Origin of the sequence: Pseudomonas mendocina (assembly GCF_003008615.1) — a bacterium.
Classification (GTDB): domain Bacteria; phylum Pseudomonadota; class Gammaproteobacteria; order Pseudomonadales; family Pseudomonadaceae; genus Aquipseudomonas; species Aquipseudomonas mendocina_C.
This window is the reverse complement of record NZ_CP027657.1, coordinates 2,759,081-2,770,673: the sequence shown is the minus strand read 5'-3', so window position 1 is coordinate 2,770,673 and position 11,593 is coordinate 2,759,081. Positions and strand designations below refer to the sequence as shown.

The 11,593-nt window shown below is 64.0% G+C and carries 10 protein-coding genes; all 10 read left to right on the top strand.

All coding sequences use genetic code 11. The features are described from left to right. Positions 1 to 17 precede the first annotated feature (17 nt). Positions 18 to 1,823, top strand: a complete 1,806-nt coding sequence (locus C7A17_RS12860; protein ID WP_106738405.1) for a sensor histidine kinase — start codon at positions 18 to 20, stop codon at positions 1,821 to 1,823. Beyond that, the gene (locus C7A17_RS12855) at positions 1,820 to 2,449 is read left to right on the top strand and encodes a response regulator (protein WP_106738404.1); all 630 of its coding nucleotides are present in this window, start codon (positions 1,820 to 1,822) and stop codon (positions 2,447 to 2,449) included. Before C7A17_RS12860 ends, C7A17_RS12855 begins: the two co-directional genes overlap by 4 nt. Positions 2,450 to 2,587: 138 nt before the next feature. Then, positions 2,588 to 3,742 carry a methyl-accepting chemotaxis protein gene (locus tag C7A17_RS12850; RefSeq protein ID WP_106738403.1) on the top strand — a complete coding sequence of 385 codons (1,155 nt, stop codon included), beginning with the start codon at positions 2,588 to 2,590 and terminating at the stop codon, positions 3,740 to 3,742. 11 nt (positions 3,743 to 3,753) lie between these two features. Continuing rightward, positions 3,754 to 4,122 (top strand): response regulator, encoded by a 369-nt coding sequence (locus C7A17_RS12845; RefSeq protein ID WP_106738402.1) that lies wholly within the window; start codon positions 3,754 to 3,756, stop codon positions 4,120 to 4,122. Between the two features lie 13 nt (positions 4,123 to 4,135). After that, entirely contained in the window at positions 4,136 to 4,441 is a 306-nt protein-coding gene (locus C7A17_RS12840) for an STAS domain-containing protein (RefSeq protein WP_106738401.1), read from the top strand. Beyond that, positions 4,441 to 6,603 carry a chemotaxis protein CheA gene (locus C7A17_RS12835; RefSeq protein ID WP_106738400.1) on the top strand — a complete coding sequence of 721 codons (2,163 nt, stop codon included), beginning with the start codon at positions 4,441 to 4,443 and terminating at the stop codon, positions 6,601 to 6,603. Before C7A17_RS12840 ends, C7A17_RS12835 begins: the two co-directional genes overlap by 1 nt. Then, a complete protein-coding gene (locus tag C7A17_RS12830) occupies positions 6,600 to 8,819 on the top strand; it encodes a methyl-accepting chemotaxis protein (RefSeq protein ID WP_106738399.1) in 2,220 nt (739 codons plus the stop codon). Before C7A17_RS12835 ends, C7A17_RS12830 begins: the two co-directional genes overlap by 4 nt. A gap of 2 nt (positions 8,820 to 8,821) precedes the next feature. Beyond that, positions 8,822 to 9,343 carry a chemotaxis protein CheW gene (locus C7A17_RS12825; protein WP_106738398.1) on the top strand — a complete coding sequence of 174 codons (522 nt, stop codon included), beginning with the start codon at positions 8,822 to 8,824 and terminating at the stop codon, positions 9,341 to 9,343. A gap of 29 nt (positions 9,344 to 9,372) precedes the next feature. Next, a complete protein-coding gene (locus C7A17_RS12820) occupies positions 9,373 to 11,004 on the top strand; it encodes a methyl-accepting chemotaxis protein (RefSeq protein ID WP_106738397.1) in 1,632 nt (543 codons plus the stop codon). A 54-nt stretch (positions 11,005 to 11,058) separates the two neighbouring features. Then, positions 11,059 to 11,592 (top strand): chemotaxis protein CheW, encoded by a 534-nt coding sequence (locus tag C7A17_RS12815; protein ID WP_106738396.1) that lies wholly within the window; start codon positions 11,059 to 11,061, stop codon positions 11,590 to 11,592. The last annotated feature ends 1 nt before the right edge of the window (position 11,593 follow it).

The following is an 11,593-nucleotide window of genomic DNA, read 5'->3' as shown; positions in this document are numbered from 1 at the left end:
GTCATCGGGGGAAGGCCTTGAAGGACAACCAAGCAGAAGACGCTCTGATCGGCGCCGCCTGGCGATCAGCGCCACTTGGCCTGGCGCTGCTGGATACCCATGGCGGCCTGCAGCAGGCCAATCCGACCCTGCAGGCCTGGCTTGGCGAGACGCAGCCGGAATCCACGCCACGGCTTCTGGTGCAGTGGCTGCACCCCCAGGATCGGGATACCTTCACCTACGCGCTGGAGCGTGCCAAACGCCAACAGGCCGATGTGCCCTGCGGCGAGCTGCGCCTGTACTGTGGGCAGGACGACTACCGATGGTTTAGAACCAGTGTCTCCGGGGTATCGGTCGGCGGTGCGGGCGTCGATCAGTTCCTGATTCGCCTCAGCCCACCGCGCTCGACCCAGGAACGCGCCGAACTGGTCTACCTGCTCAGCTTCGCGCTCGACTTCACAGCGGACGGCGCCCTGCTGCTCGATGATGACCTGAACATCCGCTACCTCAACGAAGCGGCCAGCGGCCTGCTTGGCCAGGCTCGTAAGTACCTGCTGGGACAGGGCATTGGACAGGCACTGGCACCATTGGCCCGACACACCGACGAGGCCCTGCAGGATCTGGTGCACAGCCGCCAGGCGCTGCAACTGGAACTGAGCCATCCCCTGGACGGCACCCGCCGCCACGTGGCCGTGAAGTTCACCCGTTTCCACTATGACCGGCGTGGTTACAGCCTGGCACTGCTGCACGATCTCACCGAGCAGCAACGCCTGACCGACACCCTGCGGCAAAACGAACGCCAATTCCGTGCGCTGATCGAGAACACCCACGACGCAATCGGCCGTCTCACCCCGGACTTCCGCCTGATCTACGCCAACCCGGCTCTGGAGGCGCTATGCCGGCTACCTCTGGTCGAGGCCAGGGGTCGGCCTGCACGGGACGCCTTCGGCGACAACTCCCAGGTCGACATCATGTCCGACATGGTGCGAGAAGTTGCCCACAGCGGCGTGTCGGTGGAGGAAGAGCTGATCCACGGCATCGACGGCCCCGTCGAGCAACAGCTTCACTACCTGGTGCAGCTGGTACCCGAGCGCAATGACAAGGGCGAGATCACCAGCGTACTGTCCCTGGCACGGGACATCACCAACATCCGCAAAGCCGAGCGCCGACTGGCCGACAGCAACCAGCAACTGCGCGATCTGGCTAGCCGCCGGGAATCGGCCCGCGAAGAGGAACGCAAACTGATCGCCCAGGAAATCCACGATGAACTGGGCCAGCACCTGACGGCCTTGCGCATGGGGATTTCCCTGCTACACCTGCAATTCGGCGCGCAGGCACCGGGATTGAACGAGGCCGTGGAGGGCCTGATGGGGTTGTGCGACCGCACCATACAGGTCGTACGCTCCATCGCCACGTCCCTGCGTCCAGCGGTTCTCAACATGGGACTCTACCCAGCACTGGAATGGCTGATCGATGATTTTCGCCAACACACCCGAATTGCCTGCGAACTCACCACCCACAGCGAAGAACCTGCCTTGACCGACGACCAGGCCACCACTGCCTTTCGCATCGTCCAGGAGGCGCTGAACAACGTCGCCCGTCACTCCGGTGCCACACGTGCGGTGGTAAGTCTCGAGCGTATCGACGATGCCTGCCGTCTGGACATCACCGACAACGGCCGCGGCTTCGACCCGACCGCGGTCAACAAGCGCTCGCTGGGCCTCACGGGCATGCGCGAGCGCGGCATCAGTCTGGGTGGCGAAGTGGTGATTTTCAGCCATCCCGGACAAGGCACCACTGTCCAGGCAACCCTCCCCATCAAGTCGAACCAGGAACCCTCATGACGCGGATCATGATCGCTGACGATCACACCATCATGCGCAATGGCCTCAAGCAACTGATCGAGTTCGACAGTCGCCTGCAGGTGGTCGCGGAAGCGGAGAACGGCGGCCAGGTGCTGGAGCACCTGCGCCAGATAGAAGTCGACCTGGTCCTGCTGGACATGAGCATGCCCGGCATCAGTGGCGAGGATCTGATCTCGCGCATTCACGGCCATTACGCCAAGCTGCCGATCCTGGTGCTGAGCATGCACAACGAGCCCCAGATCGCACAGCGCGCGCTACGCGCCGGCGCCAGTGGCTACCTGACCAAGGATCACAACGCCGAAACCCTCCTCGCGGCCATCAACAAGGTCGCCAACGGTGGACGCTACCTGGATCCACGCATCGCCGAGCAACTGGCCTTCGCCAACGCCGAACCGCGCGACACCGGCCTGGACAGCCTGTCGGATCGGGAATTCCAGATCCTGCGTCTGCTCGCCGATGGCCTGAGCGTCAACCAGATCGCCGAGCGCCTGGCGATCAGCAACAAGACCGTCAGCACCCACAAGACCCGGCTCATGGAAAAGATGGGATTCAACTGCAACGCCGACATCATCCGCTATGCAATGACCGAACGCTTGTCGAGGTAGGAAAAGCCCTACAAAAAAACGGAGTGTCCCTATGCCATCATCGGGATACGCCGATCCTCCAACCGCCACGCACACACCATCCTGATAGCCAAGACCGGGTAGCCCATACCCGACTCCGCTGCTCGATGGAGTGTGAACGTGACCGCTCAGACCACCGCCCCCCGAATCTCCTGGCTACCCGCGGCCCTGGCCAGCCTTGGCAGCCTGTCGCTCGCCGGAATGATCCTTGTGCTACCCAGCGACTATTGGCTGGCCGCCGCGCTGCTGCCCGGCGCCCTGGTACATGCCAGCGTGCGCAGCCTGGCGAGACAACAGGCCATGGCCGTCGCGCAGGCCTACCAGGCCGGCCTCGATGCCGGCCGGAGCGAGGAAGCTGATCGCCACGTCGACGGCCTGGACGACCTCTGCCGCAACATTTCCCCCGTCTGGTCGCAACAGATCGAAGCCGCCCGCCAGCACACGCAGACGGCCATCGAATCCCTCAGCGAACGCTTCACCCACCTGGCGCAACGCATCAGTGCGGTGGTCAGTGCCGATAACCAGGCCGACGATCAGTCGCTGCTGACTCTGCTGGCCGGCAGCGAGCAAGAGCTGGAAGCCATCGTCGACCAGTTGCGCCTTGCCCTGAACAGCAAGGAAACGCTACTGAACGAGGTCGTCAGCCTCAGCGGCTACACCTCTCAGCTGCGCGCCATGGCCAAGGAAGTCGGCGACGTGGCCAAGCAGACCAACCTGCTGGCCCTCAATGCCGCCATCGAAGCAGCCCGTGCCGGCGAGGCCGGGCGTGGTTTCGCCGTCGTCGCCGACGAAGTGCGCAAGCTATCCACCCTCTCGGAGGCCACGGGCAAACGCATCGACGACACCATCGAAACCGTCAGCTCAGCCATCGAGCGCACCTTGCAAGTCTCCAGCGAACACGCCGACCGCGACGCCAGCACCCTGAAAAGTGCCAGCCAGGTCATCCGCCAGATCACCGCTGATCTGCGCGGCAGTGCGACCCGGCTGGTAGACCACGGCGTGACGCTGCAACAGGAAAACAAGGTGGTCGGCGAGGAAATCTCCGAAGTGCTGGTGGCGCTGCAGTTCCAGGATCGGGTCAGCCAGATGCTCGGCCACATGCGCGACGACATCGAACGGCTGGGCATGCGCCTGAGCGCCTCTTGCGAACGGGTCGACGCGCGCAGCTGGCTCACCGAGCTGTCGCACACCTACACCATGCCCGAGCAGCATGCCATCCATCACGGCCGCCGCGCAGTTGCCACCGACAGCGCTTCCGACATCACCTTCTTCTGAGGACATACCCCATGGCCAAGACCATTCTCATCGTCGACGACTCCGCCTCCATCCGCCAGGTCGTGGGCATGACGCTGAAAAGCGCCGGCTACGACGTGCTGGAAGGGATCGACGGCAAGGACGCACTGGGCAAGCTGGACGGACGCAAGGTGCACCTGATCATCAGCGACGTGAACATGCCGAACATGGACGGCATCACCTTCCTCAAGAACGTCAAGCAGCTGCCCGCCTACAAGTTCACCCCGGTGATCATGCTGACCACCGAAGCCGGCGACAACAAGAAGGCCGAAGGTCAGGCCGCCGGGGCCAAGGCCTGGGTGGTCAAGCCGTTCCAGCCGGCGCAGATGCTGACCGCCGTATCCAAGCTGATCCTGCCCTGATCGGGAGCCCGCCATGAATAACCTGGAATCCGCCAATGGCAGCCGCCATCTGGCCCTGGACAGTGTCCTGACCATCTACACCGCCGCCGACACCAAGCTGCTGCTGGCCAACGCCCTGCAAGGCGCGGTGGATCTGCGTCTGGATCTCAGTGCCATCGAGGAAGTCGATTGCGCCGGCCTGCAACTGCTGCTGGCGACCTGCCAGGAAGCCCGACGCCAGCACGTCAGCCTTCACCTCGAAGGGGCCAGCCCGGCCATGACCGAAATCCTGCAACTGAGCGGCCTGCATGACCTGCTCCTCAGCGGAGGGCTGCACTGATGAACCTCGATAGCGTGATCGGCACCTTCATTGCCGAATGCCGCGAGCTGCTGCAACAGATGGAAGACGCCCTGCTGCAGATCGAGCAGTCGCCGAACGACCCCGAACTGATCAATGCCATCTTCCGGGCCGCCCATACCATCAAAGGCTCCTCCGGGCTGTTCGGCTTCGACTCCATCGTCACCTTCACCCATGTCGCCGAAAGCGTGCTGGATCGCGTCCGCGCCGGCGAACTGCCGTTCAGTGCCGAACTCAGTGCCCTGATGCTGCAGGTAGGCGACCACCTGGTGGGCCTGGTGGATCATATCGCCGAGGGTCGCGACCTGGCTGCGTTGCCCGAGCCTATGAACATCCGCCAGACCGAGCTGGTGCAAGGCCTCAGCCAGTACCTGGAAGGCATCCCGGCACATGCTGCAGAGCCCACTCACGAGCAGGCACCGGCATCCTGCGACGGCGTGGTCAGGCCGCACTGGCACCTGTCCCTGCGCTTCGGCGCCGATAGCCTGCGCAACGGCATGGATCCGGTAGCCTTCCTGCGTTACCTGGCCACGTTCGGCGAGTTGCTGCACGTCGAACCGGTGCTCGACCACCTGCCCGGCTTCGACACCCTGGATCCGGAGACCTGCTACCTCGGCCTGGAAGTCGCCTTTCGCAGCGACGCCGAACAGGCGCAGATCGAAGGCGCCTTCGACTTCGTCCGCGAGGACGGACGCATCCGCATCCTGCCGCCCGGCGCGCCCCTGGCCAGTTATGCAGCGCTGCTCGCCGAACAGGCCGAGGAAGGCGATGGCCAACGCCAGCGTCTGCTGCGCTGCGGCACCCTGAGCGACGCCGAGCTGGCTCTGCTGAATGCCCCGCAAACGAACCAACCGGCCGCTGCCAGCCTGGACGCCCCTGCAACGCCAAATGAGCCGAGCGAAGCCAGCGCTACCAGCAAGGCCACCAAGGAAACCGCTCGCGCCGGCGGCGAATCCAACCTGATCCGCGTCGATGCCGGCAAGCTGGATCAACTGATCAACCTGGTGGGTGAGCTGATCATCGCCGGTGCCAACACCCGCATGCTTGCCCAGGACTGCGGCCTGGTGGACATGAGCGAATCGGCCGAGACCCTCTCACGCCTCGTGGAAGAAGTCCGCGACTCGGCATTGACCCTGCGCATGGTGCAGATCGGCGCCACCTTCAATCGCTTCCAGCGCGTGGTACGCGACGTCTCCAGGGAGCTGGGCAAGGACATCGTCCTGCACATCAGTGGCGGCGACACCGAGCTGGACAAGACAGTAGTGGAAAAGATCGGTGATCCGCTCACCCATCTGGTGCGCAATGCCATGGATCATGGCATCGAACCGGCCGAGCTGCGTCGCGCCAGCGGCAAGCCGCTGCAAGGCGTGGTGCGCCTCAATGCCTACCATGAAGCCGGCGGTATCGTCATCGAAGTGAGCGACGACGGCGGCGGCCTCAACCCGCAGAAAATTCTCGCCAAGGCCGTACAGCGTGGACTGGTCAGCGAAGGCCAGCAACTCTCGGAAAAGGACATCTTCAACCTGATCTTCGAGCCCGGTTTCTCCACCGCCGAGCAGATCAGCAACCTCTCCGGTCGCGGCGTCGGCATGGACGTGGTCAAGCGCAACATCACCGCCCTGCGCGGCACCGTGGAGCTGGACAGCCAACTGGGCAGCGGAACCTGCGTGCGTATCCGCCTGCCACTGACCCTGGCCATCATCGACGGTTTTCTGATCGGCATCGGCAGCTCCAGCTACGTGGTGCCACTGGACATGGTCGAGGAGTGCATCGAGCAGCCCAGCGACAACCTGGACGACCTCGACCAGTTGGATCTACGCGGCGACGTGCTGCCCTTCATCCGCCTGCGCAACCTGTTCGAGGAAACCAGCCCGCGCCCGCGCCGGGAAAACGTAGTGGTGGTCAGCTACGCCGGGGTGCGCGCCGGCCTGGTGGTCGATCAGCTGCATGGCGAGTTCCAGACCGTGATCAAGCCGCTGGGCAAGGTATTCGGCCAGGTCTCGGCGCTCTCCGGCTTCACCATCCTGGGAAGCGGCGCGGTGGCGCTGATTCTCGACATCCCCGGCCTGCTCGCCCAGTTCGCGCAGAGCGGCAGTCACCGAATTCTCTCTTCACCCCAACCCCTGAGGAGTGCCATGCAATGAGCCTCTCCATTCGTATCGTTGCCCTGATCGCCACAGCCATCCTCGCGTTGCTGGCTCTGGCATCCGGGCTTGTCGCCAACCTGCTTCTGCCCTTCGCCATCCTGGCAGCCGCTGCCGTGGCCTTCCAGGGCCTGCTGCTGCAACGCACGCTGACTCGTCAGCTCGGCGCCGAACCCGAGGCCCTGCTGGGCTTCGCCGAGCGCCTGGCTCGTGGCGAAACCAGCCATCAGCTGCCAACCCGGAGCGACCTAGGCTCACTGCTGGTTCATCTGCAGCAGATCGCCGGTTACATCGGCGGGCTTTCCCACAACCTGCATCACGTCAGCGACGAGCATGCCCGTGGCGACATCGATGTCACCCTGGACACCCGGCTGCCAGGCTTCTACGGCGACATGGCACAAAGCATCAATGCGCTGGTGGCCAGCCACATCGACGTGAAGAAAAAAGCCATGGCCTGCATCCGTGGTCTGGCAGACGGCAACCTGCGTGCACCGCTGGAAGCGTTTCCCGGCAAGAAGGCCTTCATCAACGAAAGCATCGAGGCCCTGCGCCGCAACCTCACGGGCCTGCTGAGCGAAATGCGCCACATGTCCGACGAGCATGACAAGGGTGACATCGACGTCGTCATCGATGCCTCACGCTTCCAGGGCAGCTATGCCGAGATCGCCCAGGGTATCAACGCCATGGTCGCCGGCCATATCAGCGTGAAGAAAAAGGCCATGGCCTGCGTCCAGGCCTTCAGTCTGGGTGACCTCAAGGCACCGTTGGAGCCCTTCCCCGGCAAGAAAGCCTTCATCAACGACACCCTCGAAACCCTGCGCAGCACGCTGACCGAGCTGATCGCCGAGATGCGCCATATGTCCGATGAACACGACAAGGGCGACATCGACGTCACCATCGACGTGACGCGCTTCCAGGGCAGTTACGCCGAGATCGCCAAGGGCATCAACGCCATGGTCGCCGGCCATATCGCCGTGAAGAAGAAAGCCATCGCCTGCGTGCAGGAGCTGGGCGCCGGCAACCTCGAAGCCCACCTGGAAACCTTCCCTGGCAAGAAGGTGTTCATCAACGAAACCATCGAACAGCTGCGCACCAACATGGTCGCGCTGATCGAGGACACCAGCCTGCTCAGCGAATCGGCGATGCATGGCAAGCTCGATGTACGCGCCGACGCCAACCGCCACAAAGGTTACTACCGCAACATCGTCAACGGGTTCAACGGCACGCTGGAAGCCATCATCACGCCGGTCAACGAAGCCATGGCCGTGATCTCGGCGCTGGCCGAAGGCGACCTGACCCGAACCATGAACGGGCAGTACAAGGGACACCTGGCCGAGCTGCAGCAGTCGCTTAACGGCACGGTCAGCAAACTGGCGGACATCATCGGCCAGGTTCACCAGTCCACCGGCATGCTCACCAGTGCAGCCGAGGAAATTTCCGCCACGGCACAAAGCCTCAGTCAGGCAGCCTCGGAACAGGCAGCCTCGGTAGAAGAAACCAGCGCCTCGATGGAGCAGATGTCGGCCTCCATCGCGCAGAACACCGACAACGCCAAGGTTACCGACGGCATGGCCAGCAAGGCCGCCCGTGAAGCCGACGAAGGCGGCCAGGCCGTACGCGACACCGTCTCGGCCATGAAGACCATCGCCGAGAAGATCAGCATCGTCGACGACATCGCCTACCAGACCAACCTGCTGGCCCTCAACGCCGCCATCGAGGCCGCCCGCGCCGGCGAGCACGGCAAGGGCTTCGCCGTGGTCGCCGCCGAAGTACGCAAGCTGGCCGAACGCAGCCAGGTGGCCGCCCAGGAGATCAGCGAAGTGGCCAAGAGCAGCGTCTCCCTGGCCGAACGCGCCGGCAGCCTGCTCGATCAGATGGTGCCCTCGATCACCCGAACCTCCGACCTGGTGCAGGAGATCGCCGCCGCCTCGCAGGAGCAGACCACCGGTGTCAGCCAGATCAGCGCCGCCATGGCCCAGCTCAGCGACATCACCCAGCAGAACGCGGCGGCCTCCGAGGAACTGGCCGCCACCTCGGAAGAGATGACCGGGCAATCGGCCAACCTGCAGAACCTGATGCAGTTCTTCCAGCTGGCCAGCCACAGCGGCACGGCCGCCATATCGCGCGCCCTGCGCTCAGTACCGCAGGCGGCACGCGGCACTCCCGCGATGCAGGCCGACGAGCAAGACGGCGGCTTCGTCCGCTTCAGGAGCTGAATATGAGTCTCGATCTCGCGTTGCTCGCCAATGACGAGCAACAACGCCAGTACCTGACCTTCCGAGTCGGCCGTGACCTGTTCGGCGTCGCCACTCGCTACGTCCGGGAGATCCTCGAATTCCACAACATCACCCAGGTACCAATGATGCCGCCGCTGGTACGCGGCGTGATCAACCTGCGCGGTACCGTGGTGCCGATCATCGACCTGGCCGAGCGCTTCGGCCTCGGCAACACCGAACTGGGCTCGCGCACCTGCATCGTCATCCTCGAGTTGCAGGACGGTGACGAGGCCCAACTGATGGGAGCACTGGTCGATGCCGTCACCGCCGTCGCCGAAATAGAGCCGGGCGCCCTGCGCCAGGCGCCGGCCTTCGGTAGCCGTGTGCCCCCTGAATACATCGAAGACCTCGCCCGCGTGGACGAACGCTTCCTCACCCTGCTGCGCATGGAGCAGGTGCTGAACGTCGCCCAGATCGCCGCGCTGGCGGGTCAGCGCACTACCCCCCGACTGTCTCTGGTCTGAATGCGCCAACGCGCACAGGAGTCCTGAAAATGACCATCAGCAAGAAAATGATCCTCCTCGTGATGTCCGCCCTGCTCGGCATCCTGCTGCTATCAGGGGTCGCCTACCAGCAGATGAACCAGGTCTACACCGCCGCCGACTTCGGCAACAAGAACTCGGTACCGAGCATCGTCGCCCTGAACAAGCTGCGCAACGCGGTGAATACCGAGATTCAGCTGGTCTACACCCACATCCTCAGCACCGACGACAAGACCATGGCGGATATAGACGCCACCCTCAAGGCCAACAGAGGCGACATCCAGGCCGCCATCGACGACTATGCCAAGCTGATCACGGATGACCTCGATCAGCAGTTCCTGGACGCTGACCGCAAAGGCATCGCCGACTTCGTGCAAGGCGCCGAGACGGTGCTGACGCTCTCGCGCACCAACCAGAACGAGCAGGCGCGCGACAGCATGATCAGCCTCACCCAAAACGTCATCACACCGCTGCGCGACACCTTCAACAAGCACCGTGACCACAACGTGAAGCTGGCCACCGACGCCGGCCAGCAGGCCGAAGCCATTCGTCAGCAAGCCACACTGGTCTCCATCATCGTATCGGTCACGACCCTGGTGATCATTGCCCTGCTGGGCACCGTCATCACCCGCAACCTGCTGCGCCAGCTCGGTGGCGAGCCAGCTTATGCCGTGGAGGTGGTAAGCCGCATCGCTGCCGGTGACCTCACCGTCAACGTCGAGACCAAGGGCGGCGACACCAGCATGCTCGCGGCGATCAAGAGCATGGCGGAAAAGCTCGGCCATATCATCGGTGAAGTACGCAGCAATGCCGACGCCCTGACCAGTGCCTCCGAGCAGATTTCCGCCACCGCCCAGAGCATGAGCCAGGGCGCCTCGGAGCAGGCGGCTTCGGTCGAGGAAACCAGCGCCTCGATGGAGCAGATGTCCGCCTCCATCGCGCAGAACACCGAAAACGCCAAGGTCACCGACGGCATGGCCGGCAAGGCCTCTCGTGAGGCCGACGAAGGCGGCCAGGCTGTCAAGGACACCGTCAGCGCGATGAAAACCATTGCCGAGAAGATCAGCATCGTCGACGACATCGCCTATCAGACCAACCTGCTCGCCCTCAACGCCGCCATCGAGGCCGCCCGCGCCGGCGAGCATGGCAAGGGTTTCGCCGTGGTCGCCGCCGAGGTGCGCAAACTGGCCGAACGCAGCCAGATCGCTGCTCAGGAAATCAGCGAAGTGGCCAAGAACAGCGTCTCCCTGGCCGAACGCGCTGGCAGCCTGCTCGATCAGATGGTGCCCTCCATCGCCAAGACCTCCGATCTGGTGCAGGAGATCGCCGCCGCCTCGGAAGAGCAGACCACCGGCGTCAGTCAGATCAATACGGCCATGAGCCAGCTCAGCGAGATCACCCAGCAGTCCGCCTCCTCCGCCGAGGAACTGGCGGCCACCGCAGAAGAGATGAGCGGCCAGGCCGAGCAACTGCAGCAACTGATGGACTTCTTCAAGGTCAGCCAGATCGGCAAGGGCGTCCGGGAGACGACGGCCAAGAGCAAGGCCAGCGCACCGCGCAAGGTCGCTCGACGCAGCGACGAACATGACGAGGAAGCCTACGACGACCAGGTGCCGGCCGGCTTCGTCCGCTTCCAGCATTGATCCGACCCTCGATCCCGTGACCGGGGCACCCACCAGTGCCCCCAGGAGCGCAGCATGTCCAATCTATTCAGCCGCCCCGGCAACGACGCCCAGCCGGATGCGCCCCAGCAGTACCTGACCTTTACCCTGGCCGACGAACTATTCGCCGTCGGCACCCGCAGTGTCCGCGAGATCATCGAGTACGGTCGCCTCACTCCGATGCCGATGATGCCGTCCTGCGTGCTTGGGGTGATCAACCTGCGCGGCGGCGTGGTGCCGATCATGGATCTACGCCAGCGTTTCGGCGCCGAACGAACCGCCATCGGCCGACGCAGCTGCATCGTCATCCTGGAGGTGGAACGCGACGCTGTGCGCCAGGTGATGGGCATCGTGGTCGAGGCAGTCAATGCCGTCATCGAGATAAACGCCCAGGACATCGAACCGCCCCCCAGCTTCGGCGCCCACATCCGCACCGATTTCATCCGCGGCATGGGCAAACTCGACGGTCGCCTGGTGGCGTTGCTGGACATCAGCCAGGTGCTGTCGCTGGACGACCTGCACCTGCTGGCCGAAGCCAGCCAACCCGACGCATTACCGCAGTCAGCCTGAG

Bases quoted from the DNA above. Each gene is read 5' to 3' on its own strand.
- C7A17_RS12855 (WP_106738404.1), top strand. From the start codon at position 1,820: ATGACGCGGATCATGATCGCTGACGATCACACCATCATGCGCAATGGC.
- C7A17_RS12845 (WP_106738402.1), top strand. From the start codon at position 3,754: ATGGCCAAGACCATTCTCATCGTCGACGACTCCGCCTCCATCCGCCAG.
- C7A17_RS12840 (WP_106738401.1), top strand. From the start codon at position 4,136: ATGAATAACCTGGAATCCGCCAATGGCAGCCGCCATCTGGCCCTGGAC.
- C7A17_RS12835 (WP_106738400.1), top strand. From the start codon at position 4,441: ATGAACCTCGATAGCGTGATCGGCACCTTCATTGCCGAATGCCGCGAG.
- C7A17_RS12830 (WP_106738399.1), top strand. From the start codon at position 6,600: ATGAGCCTCTCCATTCGTATCGTTGCCCTGATCGCCACAGCCATCCTC.
- C7A17_RS12825 (WP_106738398.1), top strand. From the start codon at position 8,822: ATGAGTCTCGATCTCGCGTTGCTCGCCAATGACGAGCAACAACGCCAG.
- C7A17_RS12820 (WP_106738397.1), top strand. From the start codon at position 9,373: ATGACCATCAGCAAGAAAATGATCCTCCTCGTGATGTCCGCCCTGCTC.
- C7A17_RS12815 (WP_106738396.1), top strand. From the start codon at position 11,059: ATGTCCAATCTATTCAGCCGCCCCGGCAACGACGCCCAGCCGGATGCG.